Origin of the sequence: Paracoccus sp. IB05, from assembly GCF_016405985.1 — a bacterium.
In the GTDB taxonomy this organism is placed as follows: domain Bacteria; phylum Pseudomonadota; class Alphaproteobacteria; order Rhodobacterales; family Rhodobacteraceae; genus Pseudogemmobacter.
In genome coordinates, this window is sequence record NZ_JAEFCF010000004.1 from 85985 (window position 1) to 103240 (window position 17256).

Here is a 17256-nt window from a genome sequence, read left to right on the forward strand (position 1 = left end):
TTTTGCCAGAAGAGACGGGGCGCCTGGAATGCGGAAGATCGTGATTATCGGCGGCGGTGCGGTGGGGCTCAGCCTCGCCTGTCATCTGACAAAGACCGCTGCCGCCTCGGTCACGCTGCTGGAGCGTGGCAGCCTGACCTCGGGCACCAGCTGGCATGCGGCGGGGATCGTCGGGCCTCTGCGCGCGACCCCCAATGCAACACGGCTCGCGATGTATGCGGGCGAGCTTTTCCCAAAGCTTGAGGCGGAAAGCGGGCTTTCGACCGGCTATCGTCGCACCGGCGGCTATTGGCTGGCCCGCGATCCGGCGCGGATGGATGAACTCCATCGGATTGCGGCGCTTGGCCGGCATTTCGGGCTGCATCCGACGATTACCGGGCCCGAAGGCGTCACCGTGCCGGGGCTCGATCTGACTGGTGTGACCGGCGCGATGGCGGTCGCGGAAGACGCCAATGTGAACCCGGTCGATCTGTGCATGGCCTATGCGCGGCTGGCAAAAGCCCAGGGCGCGCAGATCCGCGAGGGCGCGCGGGTTGACCGGATCCTGACCGAAGGCAGCCGCGTGACCGGCGTGTTGCTTGCGGGTGGCGAGGTGATCAAGGCCGATCAGGTCGCGCTTTGTGCCGGGGCCTGGTCAAAGCGGCTGGCCGATCCGCTGGGCGTCGCGCTGCCCTTGCAGGCGGTTGAGCATATGTATGTCGTGACCGAAGCCATGCCCTTGATGCCGCATCCTTTTCCGGTGCTGCGCGACCTGGATCGCGGCATCTATATCAAGGGCGATGCCGGCAAGCTGGTGATTGGTGGCTTTGAGCCGAACGCCAAATGCTGGGACGCCTTTGGCCCCTCGGGCGACCGGCCTTTCCTTGAATTGCCCGAAGACTGGGAGCAGTTCACCCCCTTTATGGAGGCGGCGCTGGCGCTGATCCCGGGCCTTGCCGATGTCGGTATCCAGCATTTCATGAACGGGCCCGAAAGCTTTACCACCGATACGAAGATGCTCCTGGGCGAGGCGCCTGCAACCGACGGGCTGTTCGTCGCTGCGGGCATGAATTCGGTGGGCGTGATGTCTTCGGCCGGGGTGGGGCGGGTTCTGGCCGACTGGATGCTGGCCGGCCATGCGCCGATGGATCTCTGGGAGGTCGATATCGCCCGCGCCGATCCGCTGGCAGCGGCGGCCGCACATGTCGAGACCCGGATGGAAGAGGCCGTGGCCGATGCTTTCGCGCTGCATTGGCCGTTCAGACAGCCGAAAGCCGGGCGCGGTCTGCGCAAATCGGCGCTCCATGCGGAATGGGAAGCGGCAGGCGCGGTCTTTGGCCTTACCGCCGGCTGGGAGCGCGGTCTGTGGTATGCCGAAGACCCGGCGGAACGGACCCTGCCGCTGTCGGTAGGCGCGCAGCCCTGGTATCCGATTGCGGTTCGCGAGGCGGCACAGATGGCGGCGGGGGTGGCGCTGCTCGACCTTACGCCTTTCGGGAAATTCGACATTGCAGGGCCCGATGCGCTGCCCTTCCTGCAACAGATCACCACCGCCAATATGGATGTGGCGCCTGGCCGCGCGGTCTATACGCTGATGCTGAACGCGCAGGGCGGGATCGCGGGCGATGTGACGGTGCGCCGTGCGGCGGATCATTTCCGTCTCGTCTCTGGCGCGGCGACGCGCTGGCGGGATATGGCCTGGCTCCGCCGCCGTGCAGGCGGGTTTGACGTCACGATCACCGATGCAACGGAAGCTGAGTGCGTGATCGGTGTAATGGGGGCGGGGGCGCGGGCGCTGCTGGCCGGGCTGTCGCCGGAAGATTGGCAGGACTTCGCCTTTTCGACCGCGCGCGAGGTGGTGATCGCGGGCCAGTCCTGTCTTGCGCAGCGGGTCAGCTTTGTCGGCGAACTCGGCTGGGAGCTCTATATCCCCAACGCCTCCGCCCCGGCCGTGTTCCGGGCGCTGCGGGCGGCGGGGGCGGCGCCGATGGGCCATTACGCGCTGGATGCCTGTCGGATCGAAAAGGGCTTTCGCCATATGGGCCATGATCTGGGCCAGGACATTTCGGCGCTTGAGGCGGGGCTCGGTTTTACCATCGACTGGTCGAAGGAGTTCATTGGCAAAACAGCGCTGGAGGCGCAGCGCAGGGCGGGTCTGCGCCGCCGCCTGGTGCTGTTCGATCTGCCCGATCACCCGCTGGTCCTGCATGATGAACCGATCCGGGACTCGGGCCGGGTGGTCGGGCTGACCACCTCGGGCGCACGGGGGGCGCGGACAGGGAAGACCCTGGCGCTTGGCCTTATCGATATCGCGCCGGGCGAGACCCTACAGGCGACGGCCTTGCGGCAGTTTGCCATTGAAATTGCAGGGAAACATTATGCGGCACGGGCGCTGACCCGGCCGCCGTTCGACCCTTCAGGCGAGAGGATGAAGGCATGACGCGCGACGCACAGGTTCTGATCATCGGCGGCGGCGCCATGGGTGTTTCGCTGATGTATCACCTGATGAAATCAGGCTGGACCGATGTGATCCTGACCGAGAAAAACGACCTCACCCATGGGTCAACCTGGCATGCAGCCGGGCTTTGCACCCATTTCGCGCATAACCCGACCATCCAGGAGCTGCGCGCCACCAGCGTCAGGCTTTACCGCGATATCCTGCCCGCCGAGACCGGCGAGGATTGCGGCTTTCACCCGTCAGGCGCGATGCGGATCACCTCGAACCCCGAGCGGATGGCGGAATTTGCCCATGTTGCGGGTCTGTCGAAATTCACCGGCTATGAGCTCAGGCTCTTGCACTCGCCCGAAGAGGTGGCGGCGCTGCATCCGCTCGCGCGGACCGAAGGCATCATCGGCGGAATTTTTGAGCCCGATGACGGCCATGTTGATCCGACTTTGGCCACGAATGCGATGGCCAGGGTTGCCCGCGAACGCGGCGCGGTGATCCTCCGGCGCAATCCCGTGCTTTCGATCCGGCGCGAAAACGGTGTCTGGGCGGTCGAGACGCAGCAGGGGCCGATCCGGGCGCAGCATATCGTCAATGCCGCCGGCACCTGGGGGTTCGAGATCGGGCGGATGATGGGGGCGAATGTGCCCTCGGTCCCGGTGCTGCACCAGTATCTGGTGACCGATACGGTGCCTGCAGTGGCGGACCGGATCAAAGCGGGGTTGCCGGAACTGCCGATGATCCGCGACCCCGAGGAAAGCTGGTATGTCCGCCAGGAGCGTGATGCGCTGATCCTTGGCCCCTATGAGAAAGAGGCGCAGGTCTGGTCGGTTGACGGCGTGCCGCCCGAATTCGGGGCCGAACTGATGGAGCCCGATCTTGACCGGGTCGAACATATCCTGATGGCGGCAATGGCGCGGATCCCGGCGCTGGAAACCGGCGGCGTGAAATCGGTGGTCAATGGCCCGATCACCTTTACCCCCGATGCCAATCCGCTGATCGGGCCGGCCTGGGGCCTGGAAAACGCCTGGCTTCTGACCGGGTCTTCGATGGGGGTGATGGAGGGCGGCGGCTCCGGCTGGTTCCTTGCGCATTGGATGACCCATGGCGCGCCGCCGATGGATGCGCTGGCGGTGGACAGCCGCCGCTTTGGCCCATGGGCGGATCGCGCGTATCGGGTGGCCAAGGCGGTCGAATGTTTCGGCCTCCAGTTCGGGGTGCATTACCCGCATGAGGAACGCCCCGCCGCGCGCGGCAAACGTCTGACGCCGCTGCATGATCTGATGCTGGCGCGCGGCGCGCAGATGGGCGCGGCTTATGGATGGGAGCGCCCGAACTGGTTCGGCGCGCCCGCGCGGCTCACCTTCGGGCGGCCCGACTGGTTCGATGCCGTGGCGCAGGAATGCCGGATGGTGACGGAAGGCGCGGGCCTTGCGGATATGTCGGTCTTCTCGAAATTCGAGGTGAAAGGGCCGGGGGCGCGCGCCTTTGTCGATGCGCTTGGCTGCAATCTGGCGCCGAAGCCCGGGCGGGTGGGGCTGACCTATGCGCTGAGCCCCGCGGGCGGCACCGAGGCGGAATTCACGGTCGCCTGCCTCGCGGAGGATCATTTCTGCCTGACCTCGGCTGCGGCAGCAGAGATGCGCGATGATGATCTTCTGCGCGCGCGCGCACCGGGGTTTGATGTCGAAATCAGCCGGGTCAGTGACGATTTCGCGGTGATCGGCCTGATGGGGCCGGCGGCGCCCGCAATCCTCGGGCGGCTGACCTCTGACCCGTTCGGGCCCTGGATGTCGGTGCGTGAGATGACGGTCGCGGGGATCCCGGTCCGCGCGCTGCGGCTCTCCTATATCGGTGAGGCGGGGTGGGAGCTGCATGTCCCCGCCACCCGCGCGGCAGAGCTGTTCCTTGCGCTCGAAGCCGCAGGTCAGCCCGAGGGGATCGGCTGTTTTGGGTCTTATGCGATGAATGCGATGCGGCTGGAAAAGGGCTATCCCGCCTGGGGCGCCGATTTCACCACCGAGCGCACACCCGCCGAAACCGGTATGGGGTTCCTTGTGAAACCCGATCACAATTTCCCCGGGCGCGAGGCGCTTCTGGCCCGGATGGCAGACCCTGCGCGGTGGGAGATGGTGCTCCTGGAAATCGACCCCGGCGAAAGCGAGCCCTATTACGCGCATTCCCTCTGGCAGGGCGCGGCCCCGGTCGGCATCGTGACTTCGGCCGCCACCGGGCATCGGACCGGCAAGGTTCTGGCGCTGGCCTATCTGCGCGACCGGACTGCGCGGGATCGGCTGGAGGTTGAAATCCTCGGCACCCGCCGCAAGGCGCGGATCCTTGATCGCCCGCCTTACGACCCGGACAATCTCCGGCTGCGGAGCGGGGTGCCATGAGCCCCCCGATGCCGCGCGCCGTTGCCATCGTCACCGGCGGCCTTTCCGGCATCGGTCATGCCGTGGCGCTGGATCTTGCGGCGCGCGGCTACCGCGTCGTGGTCGGCGCGCGTGATCTGGAAAGCCGGGCGCGACTGGATGCCTTTGGCGCGCTGACCGAAGCGGCGATTGCCGGCGGCGGCGAGGTTCGGGCGGATATGCTCGATCTCACCGATCCGGGGTCGGTTGCCGGGTTTTGCGAGCGCACGACAGAGCGTTTCGGCCCGGCAGATGTGCTGATCAACGCCGCCGGGATCACCGCCGAACAGTCGGTCGAGGGGCATGGCGATGCGCTTTGGCAAGCCATCATCGACACCAATCTGACCGGCGCCTTCCGGATGATCCGTGCCTCTCTGCCGGGGATGAAGGCGCGGGGCTGGGGGCGGATCGTCAATATCGGCTCGACCGCCGCAACGGTGGGATGGAAGGACAATCCGGCCTATTGCGCCTCGAAAGCCGGGCTTCTGGGTCTGACGCGCTGTGTCGCGCTGGAGGGCGCGGCCCATGGCGTGACCTGCGTGATGGTCAGCCCGACCTGGGTCGATACCCCGATGATGGCCGCTGATCTGGCGCAGGTCGTGGCGCGTGAGGGCCGGGGCCGCAGCGTCGAAGAGGCCCGCGCGGCGATTGCCGCTGAAAACCCGCAAGGCCGCATCATCCAGCCCGGCGAGGTCGCTGAGCTTGTGGCTTTTCTGATCACCGATGTCGCTAAAGGCATCACTATGGAGGAGGTGAAGATCACCGGCGGCGCGCTCTGGTGAGCGTTTCCGGTGGGCAGAACACACCAGACAACCGACAGGGAGATTACAATGACAAAGAAGAGCATGAATGCCGCTGTGTCACTTCTCGCATTGGCCGCCATGGCCGGTGGGCCGGCGCTGGCCGCTGAGCCCGGCGCGGTCGATGAGCCGATAAAGCTCGCCATGCTGGAATGGACGGGCGCGCAGATTTCCGCGCAGATCGCCGGCAAGGTCCTGGAGAAGGCGGGCTATAAGGTCGATTACGTGACGGCCGGAAATTACCCGCATTTCCAGGGGCTTGCGGACGGAGATATCGCGGCTTCGGTCGAGATCTGGCTGAATAATGTTGGGGATGTTTACCCGAAAGTCCTCGCTGAGGGCAAAGTCGAGGATATTGGCAGTCTTGGGCTGACCACCAAAGAGGGCTGGCTCTATCCGAAATTCATGGAGGAGCTTTGCCCGGCTTTGCCGTCATGGGAAGCGCTGAATGATCCGGAATGTGTGGCGCTGCTCGCGACGCCCGACACGCTGCCGAACGGGCGGTTTCTGGATTACCCGGCCGATTGGGGCTCGCGCGCGGCAACGATCATCCTGGACAATAACCTGCCACTGACGGCGGTGCCTTCGGGGTCGGAAGGGGCGCAGCTGGCCGAGCTCCGCGCAGCGGCGGCCGCGAAGACACCGCTGGTCATGATGTTCTGGGCGCCGCATTTCATCCTCGCCGAGGTCGAGACCGGCTGGATCGAGATGCCGCCCTGCAAGGATCAGTCCAATGAGCATTGCATCATGCCGCCCGATGTCAACAAGGTGGTCTGGTCGGGCTTTGCGCCGAAATGGCCGGCCGCCTATGAGATCCTGAAAGCCTTTCAGATCACGACCGAAGATCAGCAGAAGATGATGCTGGCGATCGACGAGAAGGGCCAGTCGCTGGATCTGGTGACAACCGAATGGGTCGCCGCGCATGAGGCGATCTGGCGTCCCTGGCTTGATCAGGCGCTGAACTGAGGCCGGGGCGGTGGTAAGCGCCGTGGCATCAGACAGCATCATGCTCAGCTGCCGGGGATTGTGGAAGGTATTCGGGCCACGGCCCGGCTACTATTTTGACACCACCGGCTACCGGATCGACCCTGGGGCGCTGGTCGCGCGCCTCAGGCAGGAGGGGCATATTCCGGCGGTGGCGGATGCCACATTCGATGTCCGCAAGGGCGAGATTTTCGTCATCATGGGCCTTTCCGGGTCGGGGAAATCGACGCTGGTGCGCTGCCTCTCGCGGCTGCTGGATATCGAACATGGGGTGCTGGAATTCGAAGGGCGGGATCTCTCGCGCATCTCGGGGCGCGAGCTGACCGAAATCCGGCGGCGCAAGATGGGGATGGTGTTCCAGAGCTTTGGGCTGATGCCGCATCTGACCGCGCTGGAAAACGTCGCCTTCCCGCTGAAACTGCAAGGCATGGCGCGGGCCCCGCGCGAGGCCCGCGCGCGGGAGATGCTGGAGCTGGTCGAGCTGGCCGCCCGCGCCGATGCGCTGCCGGCGCAGCTTTCGGGCGGACAACAGCAAAGGGTCGGCATCGCGAGAAGCCTCGCGCCGGACCCGGAACTCTGGTTCCTTGATGAGCCGTTTTCGGCGCTGGACCCGCTGATCCGGCGGCAGATGCAGGATGAATTCCTGCGGCTGCAACGCCAGCTGAAAAAGACCATCATCTTCATCACGCATGACATTATGGAGGCCTGCCGGCTTGCCGACCGTATCGCGCTGATGCGGGGCGGGCAGATCATCCAGATCGGCACACCGGCTGAAATCCTGCTGTCCCCGGCTGATGATTATGTCGCGAGTTTCACCGCCGAAGTGGCTTTGAGCCGGGCAATCCGGGTGCGCGATCTGATGACCCCCGGTGGGATGCCGGGCGCCGCAGACGGCCCCGCGGTCGCGCCTGAGGCCTTGTTAGAGACGCTTTTGCCCGATCTTGCCAGCGGGCGGCGGCAGTTCGCGGTCGCCGGCGCTCCGGGGATGGTGCTGCACTCCGAGACGGTTCTGGCGGTGCTGCGCCGTGATGCCTCTGGCACGGAGGAACGGTGATGCAGCATTTCACCCGGGAAGAGATGATCTGGGCGGGGCTCCTTGCGGTCTCGCTGCTTCTGGTGGGGCTGGCGCATCATCTGCCCGTCCTGCGCGGCTTTCCCGCCGGGCTGACCCTGCCGCTGTCTGAGGCGCTGAATACCGTGATTTCCCCGGTGTTCGAGACATTGCGGCCGCTGGGCCGGGGGCTGTCCCTGACGATCGAGACGCCACTTTCCGCGATCCGCGCGGGGCTGGCCTGGGCGCCCTGGCCCGCGACCGTCCTCGCTCTGGTCGCGCTGGCCCTTTATGCCGGAGGGCGGGGCCTCGCGGTGTTTGCGGCGCTGGCGCTTGGGCTCGTGGTCCTGATGGGCTATTGGCCTAAGGCGATGAACACGCTCGCGCTGGTGCTGATTTCTGTGCCGCTGGCGGTCGGGATCGGCTTCGCGCTTGGCGCACTCGGGCATCTTGTGCCGAGGGTCCGGCCCGGCCTGACCTTCCTGCTCGATGTCATGCAGACCTGGCCCGCGTTTGGCTATCTGATTCCGCTTTTGCTGATGTTCGGCTTTGGTCCGGCGGCGGGGCTGGCGGCGAGTGTGATCTTTTCGATCCCGCCGATGGTGCGCAATACCATGCTGGGGCTGGACGAGGTCCCCCCGGCGATTGTCGAAAGCGCGCTGATGGCCGGGGCGCGGCCCGGGCAGCTTTTCTGGCAGGCGCGGGTGCCGGTGGCTTTGCCGCAGCTGATGGTGGGGGTGAACCAGACCACGATGGCATCGCTGTCGATGGTGATCATCATCGCGATCATCGGCGGCTTCAACGATATCGGCTGGGAGGTGCTTTCCGCGATGCGCGCCGCCGAACTGGGGCGCTCGCTCGGCGCAGGGCTGGTGATCGTGCTGATCGCGGTGCTGCTGGACCGGATCACGCGGGGGCTTGCCGGGCGCAGGCGGAGGGCAGGGGGCTGGTTCGTGGCGGGGCTGATCGTCGCGCTGGTGCTGGCGGTGACCCTGCCCGGCGAGGCCCTGTTGCCGGGCGAGGAGGCGCAGCGCTGGCTGCGCCGTCTGGACGCCTGGCTCCTGGATTTCGTCGCCTGGAGCGCGCCCTTCTTTGCCCTGCTGCGCGATGCGATCACTTACGGCCTGATGCTGCCGATGCGGCTTGGGTTTGCCGGATCGGCGAGCCCGATGGTCTGGGGCTTTTCGCTGAGCCCGCCGGTGATCTTTGCCTATGTCCTTGTCGCAACCGGGATCGCGCTTGGCCTTGGATGGCGCCGGCCCGGGCGCGGCATTGCCTTTGCCTTTGCCGCGCTGATCTTCTGGACCGGGTTGCCGGGCTTTCCCTGGCCCGGCGTCTTCCTGCTGACCGCCTGCGCCACCTTTCGGGCCGGGGGCGCCGGGCTCACCGCGCTTGCGACCGGGGCGCTGCTGCTTGCCGCTGTCTCGGGCCTCTGGCAGCCGATGATGCAATCCATCTATCTTTGCGCGGTGGCGGTGCTGATCTCTTTCGCGATCGGCGCCACGCTGGGCGTGATCGCGGCCGGGAACGACCGCGTCTCGGCCCTGATGCGCCCGGTTTGCGACACGCTGCAGACCATGCCGCAATTCGTGTTTCTGATTCCGGCGCTGATGCTGTTCCGGGTGGGCGAATTCACCGCCCTCATCGCCATCGTGCTTTATGCCGTCGTGCCGCCGATCCGCTATGTCGAACACGGGCTGCGCAATGCCCGGGCCGATCTGACCGAGGCGGGCGTACAGATGGGGGCCACGAAGTGGCAGCTTTTGTGGCAGGTGAAACTGCCGCTGGCGCGGGGCTCGGTGCGGCTTGGGCTGAACCAGACCATCATGGCGGCGCTGTCGATGCTGGTGATCGCGGCGCTGGTGGGCACGCGCGAGCTGGGCCAGCAGGTCTATGTCGCCCTGTCAAAGGCCGATGCCGGGGCGGGGCTGATCGCGGGGGGCATCATCGCCGCCATCGCGCTGGTCGCGGACCGGCTGTTGCGGGCGCCAGACGGCAGATCCGGGGGGAAATCCGGGGGCAAAACATGACGCAAAAGGGCAGGAGGAGGGTCAGATGAACAGGATTTACGCTTTGTGGTCGCATCCGCGGTCGATGTCGACCGCGATGGAGCGGGTGATGCGCGAGCGCGGCGATCTCGACTGCGCGCATGAGCCCTTCATGTATGACTACTATGTCCATCGCGCGATAAGGCAGATGCCGCATTTCGATGTCCGCGCGGATCACCCGGTCAGCTATCCCGCGATCCGCGACCATCTGCTGGCGCGGGCGGCGAAGGGGCCGGTTTTCTTCAAGGACATGTCTTATTATGTGATGCCGCATATCCTGGCGGATGCGGCCTTTGCGCCGCATCTGGTCAATGCCTTCCTGATCCGCGACCCGCTGGCTTCGATCACCTCCTATTACAGGCTTGATCCCGAGGTCAGCCTCGACGAGGTCGGGCTGGAGGCGCAATGGCGTCACTACAGCGCGCTGAAGGCGGCAGGCCGGACCCCGGTTGTGCTTCGGGCCGAGGCGGTGCGCGAGGACAGTCGCGGCACGATGGCGCGGTTCTGGCAGGCGGTCGGGCTGCCATTTTCCGAACGTGCCTTCACCTGGCAGGACGAAAAGCCGAAAGACTGGGATCAGGTCGGCGGCTGGCATGGGGATGTCAGCGCTTCAAAGGGGATCCGCCCGCTGAGCGCGACCGAGCCCGGGGAAACGCGCGCCAAATTCGACGCTCTCGCCCTGACGCATCCGCGTATGAAACGCGATCTTGCGCATCATTTGCCCTATTATCAGAAGCTTCTGGCCGAAGCTTTGTGCTGACCTGTCGGGCTGCCGCGCGAATCGCCCTGCAGGCGCAGAAGAATGCCTCTCCCCCGGCCCGGGCGAAGAGAATAAATCCCCTGCCGGGGCGCAAAGTCTGACTGGCCCCTTCCCTTGCTGCGCCTTGCGGGAATCGAGACTATTTCGCCTGAAACCACAGGTGACCCCATGTCATACGCAGCCGGCCCGGCCAGAGATGCCGGTCACTCACCCCGCTCCGGCCTTGCGCGGAGCCTCGCGGATCTGGCGCTGTGGCTGACCACGCGGCGGGCGGGTGATCAGGCGATCAGCCTGCCGCCCGGGCGCGAGCTCCGGCTGGCCTCGCCGGTCTGGTATGAGATCTGGTCGCGCGATGCGGCGCGGCTCGGGCGGCTGGGGGTTGCTGTCCTGCCCGAACAGATCGCTTCGCTGGCTTCTGACGAGCGGCAGGCGCTGGTCTCCGACCAGCTGGCACGCAGCGGGGCAGGGGCCGCGCTGCCGGACTGGCTGAAGCCGGCGCTCAGCCGGGCGAAAGCGCGTCTGGCGATGCGGCTTTCCTGGCTCGACTGAGGCGCCCGACCTGTCTCAGCTTTTGCCGATCCAGGGCAGGAAGCGCCGCTCCATCCAGCGCAGCAGGATCTCGGAGATCGTGGCCAGAGCCGAGATCACGAGGATCCCCGCGATCACCATATCGGTCACCAGAAACTGCGCCGCCGACTGGATCATATAGCCAAGGCCCCGTGTTGCCGCGACCAGCTCGGACGCGACCAGCGTCGTCCAGCCCGCGCCAAGCGCGATGCGCATGCCGGTGAAGATCGACGGAAGGGCCGCGGGCAACATCACCTCGCGGATCAGCTGCGCACGGGTGGCGCCAAAGGTGCGGGCGGCGCGGATCTGGTTTTCGCCCGCGGCTTTGACGCCCGAGACGGTCGAGATCACGATGGGCGCCAGCATGGCGATGCCGATCACAAGGATTTTCGAGCCCTCGCCAATGCCGCACCAGATGATGATCAGCGGCAGATAGGCCAGCGGCGGCAGCGGGCGGATGAATTCGACCAGCGGATCGAGGATGCCGCGCCCGATCTTTGACGTGGCGATCAGAAGCCCGACCGGCACCCCGATCAGCATGGTGAAGAACAGCGCGGCAAAGACCCGCCAGAGGCTCGCGGCCATATGTTCCAGCAGCGTGGCATTGGCATAGCCGTCAAAGGCCACCCGGGTCAGCGCCGCCCAGACCTTTGCGGGCGAGGGCAGGAACACCGGCGAGGCCCAGCCCGCCCAGGAGGCCAGCGCCCAGATCAGGATCAGCCCGCCGCTGGTCGAAAGACCCAGCACCAGCCCCCAGGGCAGGCGCAGCTTTGGCCGGTCGCCCCTGCTGTGCGGCGTGCTGAGGGCGGCGGTATCTGCGGTATTGTCGGTCATCAGGCGGGCTCTTTCTCATAGATCGCGGCCAGCAGGCGTTCGCGGGCGGCGATAAAGCCGGGCTCGGATTTCAGGGCGCGCGGGTCTTCGCCCCGGATGAAACGGCGGCCATAGTCATAGCTTTCCTGAAAGCTGATGCGCCCGGGATCCGGCGCCAGGACCACGACCGAGGTCGAGAGAAACAGCGCCTCCTCGACCGAATGGGTGATCAGAAGCGCGCCGGTATGGCTCTGATCCCAAAGCTGAAGCAGCAGCTCATGCATCCGGTCGCGGGTCATGGCGTCAAGCGCGCCAAGGGGTTCATCCATCAACAGGAAATCCGGCCCCGAGGCCAGCGCGCGGGCAATCCCTACCCGCTGTCGCTGCCCGCCGGAAAGCTGCCAGATATGTTTGTCTTCCTGACCTTCCAGATGCACTGCCGCCAGCCAGCGCCGGGCGGTGGCCTCGCGCTCGTCCCGCGCCACGCCTGCCAGTTTCAGGGGCAGCGCGACATTCTCGACCACGGTGCGCCAGGGGAACAGCGCGTCATCCTGGAAGACCACGGCCCGATCCGGCCCCGGCCCGGTGACAGGGGCACCGCCGATGCTGACCTGACCGGAACTGGGCTGCAAGAACCCGGCGGCCAGGTTCATCAGCGAGGTCTTCCCCGATCCCGACCGCCCGATGACCGAGATGAAATCACCCTGCGACAGCGACAGGGTGACGTCTTTCAGCACCGGGGTGGCAGTGCCGGGATAGGTCAGGGAGATATGCGACAGGCTGAGAACAGACATGATGCGACTTTCAGAACGGCAAAGCCCGGCGCCGGGACAGGCGCCGGGAAGAGGCTTTTCGCCCGGTCGGATTACTTCAGCGCGGCCTCGGCAAAACCCTTGTTCACAAAGGCGCTGTAATCATCCTTGGCAGTTGCCGAACCCTGTTCCTGCAGGAAGGCGGCGGTGTTTTTGATGGCCGCCGCAGTGGCGCCGCCAAGGAAGGCGTCCGAGGTCTGGTCCTTCAGCCCGGCAAAGACATAGCCCTTCAAAAGCGCCGGCACGTCAGCCGCAGGTGCGCCGGTCAGCTCGGCGATCTTTTTCGCCGCGTCACTGTCGGCACCCCAGGCGGCGGGGTCTTTGATATAGGCATCGGTCGCCTCGCCGGTCACTTTGACGAAAGCGGTGACGATTTCGGGATGCGCCTCGGCATAATCCTTGCGCACGATCCAGGCGTCAAAGGTCGGGCCGCCCCATTCCGCCACATCAGAGCTGTCAGCCAGAACCGTGCCGCCGGTGGTCTTGATCTGGTTCAGCACCGGATCCCAGATATAGGCGCCGTCAATATCGCCGCGTTCCCAGGCGGCCGCGATTTCCTGCGGGCGCAGGTTCAGAAGGTTCACCTCGGAGGCCGGGATGCCCCAGTGTTTCAGGGCCGTCAGCAGTGAATAATGCGCAGTCGACACAAAAGGCGTCGCGATTTTCTTGCCCTTGAGGTCTTCGGGTTTCCCGATCCCCTTGACGGCCAGCGCCTCGGCCTCGGCGATATTGCCGACGATATAGATGGTCTCGATCGGCAGATCCTGCGAGGCGGCTGCGGTCAGCGGCGACGAGCCGACATAGCCAATGTCGATGGACCCTGCCGCGACCGCCGCGATGACATCGGCGCCACCGCCGAACAGATGCCATTCGACCTCGGCGCCGGTGGCGCTTTCATAGGTTTTATCGGCCTGGGGCACGCGCGAGGGCTCGACGATCTGCTGCCAGCCGATCCGCAGCGTTTCGGCGAAAGCGGGCAGCGAGACACCGGCAAGGAGGCCAGCAAGGGTCAGGGTGGTGGTCAGTTTGCGAAGGGTCATGATGATCTCGTTCCGGGGTGTCACAGGCTGCCAGGGCGGCATTTGCATGGGCTAAATCTGGCCGGGAAAGCCTTTTCAGGCCATTCTGAAGAGGCCACCGGTTAAAGCGAGCGCCATTTGCCGGCCCTGCGGGGAGGAGAAGATTATTCTCCTGCCCCGGTCGCCATCGCCTTCGGGCGGGCAGAATCAGCGGCTTCCGCCCAATTTCCCGGCGCCCCGGTGTTTCAGGCGGTTGCGGTTTCGGTTTCACTCGATATAAGATGTAATAACATAACGTATTGAGGTCGCCATGCCCGCCAGCCCCCTTCCGAACCGGCCCCGCTCCGGGGACCGACGCCTGCCTGTGACCGTGCTTTCGGGCTTTCTCGGCGCCGGTAAGACCACGCTCCTGAACCATATCCTCAACAATCGCGAGGGCCGCCGCGTCGCCGTCATCGTCAATGATATGTCCGAGGTGAATATCGACGCCGACCTTGTACGCAGCGGTTCAGAACTGTCGCGATCCGAGGAAAAACTGGTCGAGATGACCAATGGCTGCATCTGCTGCACCTTGCGCGATGATCTCCTGAGCGAAGTCAGGCGCCTCGCCGAAGATGGCCGGTTCGACTATCTGCTGATCGAATCGACCGGTATTGCCGAACCTCTGCCGGTCGCCGCGACCTTTGACTTTCGCGACAGTGACGGCGCGAGCCTTTCGGATCTGGCGCGGCTGGATACGATGGTCACCGTGGTCGATGCGGTCAATCTGACGGCGGATTTCTCGAGCCATGATTTCCTCGCTGATCGGGGCGAGAGCCTCGGCGAGAACGACACGCGCAACCTTGTGAGCCTCCTGACCGATCAGATCGAATTTGCCGATGTCATCGTGTTGAACAAGGCCGGGCTGGCGGGGCCGGTGCGGCTTGATCAGGCCCGCAAGATCATCCGTGCCCTGAACCCCGGGGCGCGGCTGATCGAGACCGATTTCTCGCGCGTTTCGCCCTCGGACATCTTCGACACCGGGCTATTTGATTTCGACCGCGCCCATCTGCATCCGATGTGGGCGAAAGAGCTTTACGGTTTCGCGGATCACCAGCCCGAGACCGAAGAATATGGCATTTCCTCATTCGTTTACCGCGCGCGTCAGCCGTTTCATCCGCAGAAGATCCATGACCTGTTCAACGGCGATCTGCCGGGGGTGATCCGCGCGAAAGGGCATTTCTGGATCGCCTCGCGCCCCGACTGGGCGGTGGAATTCTCGCTTGCAGGCGCGATTTCCGGGGTCACACCACTGGGGCGCTGGTGGGCCACGGTGCCGCGCGACCGCTGGCCCACCGATCCCGAGGGGCTGGATCAGGTGATGCAGCATTGGGCGGAGCCCTGGGGGGATCGGCGACAGGAGCTGGTCTTTATCGGCGCGGGCATGGATGAGGCGGCGATCCGGGCGGGCCTTGATGCGGCGCTGATGCCGGAGGCCGGGACAGAAGGGGCAGGGACGGCCTGGGCCGATCTGCCCGATCCCTTCCCCGACTGGGCCCGGCGCGAGGCGGTCTGATCCATGGCGCGCAATCTGGTGACAAGCCTGCGCGGGCGCGCCCGCCCGCGCCCGATGGAGCGGTTTGACCGCCTGCCGCCCGATCTGCGCATCTGGCTGTCGCAGGCGGTGCTGCCCTGGAGCCCGCATTCCGCTCTGCGGCTCTGGATGCGGCTGCGGCGTGAAACCGGAGGAGACCTTTCCCGGATGCTGGAACGGCTTAATCAGGCAGAACAGAGACTGATTTCGCGCGATGCGCCTGTCATCTGGGGTGGGCCACGCCAGGCAGCGCCCCGACCCGCCGGGACTGCAATTCCAGGGCTGGTTTCTGGCGGCGCGGCGTTCTGCCCGGATGATCCCTTGCGCAATGGCGCTCGTTTCACGGGGCGGTGAATTGCGGCCGCCACGGGGCGGCGGGTATGAGGGGGTATGGTCTTGCGGCTCCTCTCTCTTCTCGCCTGGCTCGCGCTGCCGCAGATGGCGCGGTCGCATCCGCATGAATTTGTCGATACCGGCCTCACTTTCCGGTTCGATGATCAGGGATTGCTGGCGGCGGTGTCGGTCGAATGGGTCTATGACGACCTCACCTCGCTTCTGATCCTGAGCGATCTGGGAATGGATAGGGATGGCGATGGCATCCTGACGGCAGAAGAGGCGAAGAGGCTGAACGAGATGGCGACAAACTGGCCCGAGGGCTTCGACGGCAATCTCTGGCTGAGCCAGGGGGGCAGGCCGGTTGCGCTTTCGCGCCCGCTGGAGGGGGCGGCGGGGCTATGGGAGGGGCGGATCCGGATGACCCATATCCGCGCCTTGCCCGAGCACCGCGATCCGGCCGGGGGTGAGATCCGCCTCCAGGCCTATGATCCGTCTTATTACGTCTTTTATGATCTGGCCGGAACGCCTGGCGTCGAGGGGCAACCTGACTGCCGCGCCCGGGTTGAGCCCGCCGACAGTCGCCGCGCGCAACAGCTCTATGATGAGGCCCTCGCGCAGCTGAGCGATGCAGAGCCGGAGGCCGGGACCTATCCCGAAATCGGCGGCGCCTTTGCCGATACAGTGCTGCTTGACTGCGAGACACCATGAGGACGCGGCGGTTTTTGCTGCCGGGGCTGGTTCTGCTGGTTGCCCTGATCGCGGTCGGGGTCTTTACGACGGGGCTGGATGACGGGTTGGCGCGCCGGCTGGTCGAGGTCCAGCGTGAGTTTCAGAATGCGCTCGGTCAGTCGCTGCGGGCGCTTCGCGCCGGAGAGGCCGGGGCCGCGACCGGGTTTCTTGGTCTCTGTTTTGCCTATGGCTTCTTCCACGCGCTCGGGCCGGGGCACGGCAAGGCGCTGATCGCCGGCTATGGTTTCGCAAGCCGCGCCACGCTGCGGCGTCTCATCTGGATTGCCGGGCTTGCAGCGCTTGGCCAGGCGCTGGTTGCGATCCTGCTGGTTTATGGCGGGATCTGGATGTTCGAGGGCGCGCGCGACCGGATCGAAGGGCTGGCCATGGTGATCGAGCCCCTCGCCATGCTGGCAATCGCCGGTCTCGGGGCCATGCTGTTGCGGCGCGGGCTGCGGCGGATGCGACCCGCGACGGTCCAGACGCATCATCACCATGACGAGACCTGTGGCTGCGGTCATCGCCATGCGCCGGGCCCCGATCAGGTTGCCGCCGCCTCCGGCGGGCGCGAGGTTCTGGCGCTGGTGGCGGGGATCGCGTTCAGACCCTGTACCGGCGCATTGTTCCTTCTGATCCTGACCTGGCGGCTGGGGATTGACGGGCTGGGGATCCTTGGCACCATCGTGATGGCGGCGGGTACCTTCCTGATCACCGCGCTTGCGGCGACGCTCGCGGGGCTGACCCGCCAGGGTCTGACGCTGGCCTTGCCCGGCGCCAGCCTGCGCTTCTTCGCGGCAGCCGAGATCGTGACCGGCGTGATCGTTATGATCCTTGGCCTGAGCACGGCGCTGAGGTTGCTTTAGGACAGCACCTCGCTGAACGCCAGGGCCCAGACCCGGGCCCGCCCGCTGGCGGGCGCGCCGGTCCA

Annotated in this window: 15 protein-coding genes; 12 read left to right on the forward strand and 3 right to left on the reverse strand. The window is 65.8% G+C overall.

The genetic code is table 11. From position 1 onward, the window contains the following. Window positions 1-28: 28 nt before the first annotated feature. From JC607_RS04175 to JC607_RS04210, 8 genes are all read left to right on the forward strand, one after another. On the forward strand, window positions 29-2419 hold the full coding sequence (locus JC607_RS04175) for an FAD-dependent oxidoreductase (RefSeq protein WP_198835691.1): 2391 nt from the start codon (window positions 29-31) through the stop codon (window positions 2417-2419). Continuing rightward, window positions 2416-4818 (forward strand): FAD-dependent oxidoreductase, encoded by a 2403-nt coding sequence (locus JC607_RS04180; RefSeq protein WP_198835692.1) that lies wholly within the window; start codon window positions 2416-2418, stop codon window positions 4816-4818. The genes JC607_RS04175 and JC607_RS04180 overlap by 4 nt, the downstream gene beginning before the upstream one ends. Beyond that, window positions 4815-5618 carry an SDR family NAD(P)-dependent oxidoreductase gene (locus JC607_RS04185; RefSeq protein WP_233092627.1) on the forward strand — a complete coding sequence of 268 codons (804 nt, stop codon included), beginning with the start codon at window positions 4815-4817 and terminating at the stop codon, window positions 5616-5618. The genes JC607_RS04180 and JC607_RS04185 overlap by 4 nt, the downstream gene beginning before the upstream one ends. A gap of 48 nt (window positions 5619-5666) precedes the next feature. Then, window positions 5667-6602, forward strand: a complete 936-nt coding sequence (locus tag JC607_RS04190; RefSeq protein WP_233092629.1) for an ABC transporter substrate-binding protein — start codon at window positions 5667-5669, stop codon at window positions 6600-6602. A gap of 22 nt (window positions 6603-6624) precedes the next feature. Next, window positions 6625-7674: an ATP-binding cassette domain-containing protein gene (locus JC607_RS04195; protein ID WP_370584748.1), complete on the forward strand. Its 1050-nt coding sequence runs from the start codon at window positions 6625-6627 to the stop codon at window positions 7672-7674. Then, the gene (locus tag JC607_RS04200) at window positions 7674-9701 is read left to right on the forward strand and encodes a proline/glycine betaine ABC transporter permease (protein ID WP_198835693.1); all 2028 of its coding nucleotides are present in this window, start codon (window positions 7674-7676) and stop codon (window positions 9699-9701) included. Before JC607_RS04195 ends, JC607_RS04200 begins: the two co-directional genes overlap by 1 nt. 25 nt (window positions 9702-9726) lie before the next feature. Next, window positions 9727-10479, forward strand: a complete 753-nt coding sequence (locus JC607_RS04205; RefSeq protein WP_198835694.1) for a hypothetical protein — start codon at window positions 9727-9729, stop codon at window positions 10477-10479. Window positions 10480-10647: 168 nt separating this feature from the next. Further along, entirely contained in the window at window positions 10648-11028 is a 381-nt protein-coding gene (locus tag JC607_RS04210) for a hypothetical protein (protein ID WP_198835695.1), read from the forward strand. A gap of 15 nt (window positions 11029-11043) precedes the next feature. On the opposite strand, the gene JC607_RS04215 is transcribed toward JC607_RS04210, so the two are convergent. The 3 genes from JC607_RS04215 to tauA form a co-directional block, all read right to left on the reverse strand. Next, window positions 11044-11880: an ABC transporter permease subunit gene (locus tag JC607_RS04215; protein ID WP_198835696.1), complete on the reverse strand. Its 837-nt coding sequence runs from the start codon at window positions 11878-11880 to the stop codon at window positions 11044-11046. Then, complete coding sequence (locus JC607_RS04220; RefSeq protein ID WP_198835697.1) at window positions 11880-12653, reverse strand: taurine ABC transporter ATP-binding protein; 774 nt, start codon at window positions 12651-12653, stop codon at window positions 11880-11882. Before JC607_RS04220 ends, JC607_RS04215 begins: the two co-directional genes overlap by 1 nt. 71 nt (window positions 12654-12724) lie before the next feature. Continuing rightward, window positions 12725-13711 carry a taurine ABC transporter substrate-binding protein gene (tauA, locus tag JC607_RS04225; protein WP_198835698.1) on the reverse strand — a complete coding sequence of 329 codons (987 nt, stop codon included), beginning with the start codon at window positions 13709-13711 and terminating at the stop codon, window positions 12725-12727. 289 nt (window positions 13712-14000) lie between these two features. On the opposite strand from tauA, the gene JC607_RS04230 reads away from it, so the two are divergent. Genes JC607_RS04230 through JC607_RS04245 form a run of 4 tightly spaced genes read left to right on the forward strand, consistent with a single transcriptional unit; the run spans window position 14001 to window position 17191 of the window. Then, the gene (locus JC607_RS04230) at window positions 14001-15245 is read left to right on the forward strand and encodes a GTP-binding protein (RefSeq protein ID WP_198835699.1); all 1245 of its coding nucleotides are present in this window, start codon (window positions 14001-14003) and stop codon (window positions 15243-15245) included. Window positions 15246-15248: 3 nt separating this feature from the next. Further along, window positions 15249-15617: a DUF6525 family protein gene (locus tag JC607_RS04235; RefSeq protein WP_233092631.1), complete on the forward strand. Its 369-nt coding sequence runs from the start codon at window positions 15249-15251 to the stop codon at window positions 15615-15617. Window positions 15618-15653: 36 nt separating this feature from the next. Beyond that, window positions 15654-16307 carry a DUF1007 family protein gene (locus tag JC607_RS04240; RefSeq protein WP_198835700.1) on the forward strand — a complete coding sequence of 218 codons (654 nt, stop codon included), beginning with the start codon at window positions 15654-15656 and terminating at the stop codon, window positions 16305-16307. Beyond that, the gene (locus JC607_RS04245) at window positions 16304-17191 is read left to right on the forward strand and encodes a nickel/cobalt transporter (RefSeq protein WP_198835701.1); all 888 of its coding nucleotides are present in this window, start codon (window positions 16304-16306) and stop codon (window positions 17189-17191) included. The genes JC607_RS04240 and JC607_RS04245 overlap by 4 nt, the downstream gene beginning before the upstream one ends. Window positions 17192-17256: the final 65 nt, after the last annotated feature.

What these genes read in the sequence shown, in the direction of transcription:
- JC607_RS04175 (WP_198835691.1), top strand. Translation starts at nt 29, where the DNA reads ATGCGGAAGATCGTGATTATCGGCGGCGGTGCGGTGGGGCTCAGCCTC.
- JC607_RS04180 (WP_198835692.1), top strand. Translation starts at nt 2,416, where the DNA reads ATGACGCGCGACGCACAGGTTCTGATCATCGGCGGCGGCGCCATGGGT.
- JC607_RS04185 (WP_233092627.1), top strand. Translation starts at nt 4,815, where the DNA reads ATGAGCCCCCCGATGCCGCGCGCCGTTGCCATCGTCACCGGCGGCCTT.
- JC607_RS04190 (WP_233092629.1), top strand. Translation starts at nt 5,667, where the DNA reads ATGACAAAGAAGAGCATGAATGCCGCTGTGTCACTTCTCGCATTGGCC.
- JC607_RS04200 (WP_198835693.1), top strand. Translation starts at nt 7,674, where the DNA reads ATGCAGCATTTCACCCGGGAAGAGATGATCTGGGCGGGGCTCCTTGCG.
- JC607_RS04205 (WP_198835694.1), top strand. Translation starts at nt 9,727, where the DNA reads ATGAACAGGATTTACGCTTTGTGGTCGCATCCGCGGTCGATGTCGACC.
- JC607_RS04210 (WP_198835695.1), top strand. Translation starts at nt 10,648, where the DNA reads ATGTCATACGCAGCCGGCCCGGCCAGAGATGCCGGTCACTCACCCCGC.
- JC607_RS04215 (WP_198835696.1), bottom strand. Translation starts at nt 11,880, where the DNA reads ATGACCGACAATACCGCAGATACCGCCGCCCTCAGCACGCCGCACAGC.
- JC607_RS04220 (WP_198835697.1), bottom strand. Translation starts at nt 12,653, where the DNA reads ATGTCTGTTCTCAGCCTGTCGCATATCTCCCTGACCTATCCCGGCACT.
- tauA (WP_198835698.1), bottom strand. Translation starts at nt 13,711, where the DNA reads ATGACCCTTCGCAAACTGACCACCACCCTGACCCTTGCTGGCCTCCTT.
- JC607_RS04230 (WP_198835699.1), top strand. Translation starts at nt 14,001, where the DNA reads ATGCCCGCCAGCCCCCTTCCGAACCGGCCCCGCTCCGGGGACCGACGC.
- JC607_RS04235 (WP_233092631.1), top strand. Translation starts at nt 15,249, where the DNA reads ATGGCGCGCAATCTGGTGACAAGCCTGCGCGGGCGCGCCCGCCCGCGC.
- JC607_RS04240 (WP_198835700.1), top strand. Translation starts at nt 15,654, where the DNA reads ATGGTCTTGCGGCTCCTCTCTCTTCTCGCCTGGCTCGCGCTGCCGCAG.
- JC607_RS04245 (WP_198835701.1), top strand. Translation starts at nt 16,304, where the DNA reads ATGAGGACGCGGCGGTTTTTGCTGCCGGGGCTGGTTCTGCTGGTTGCC.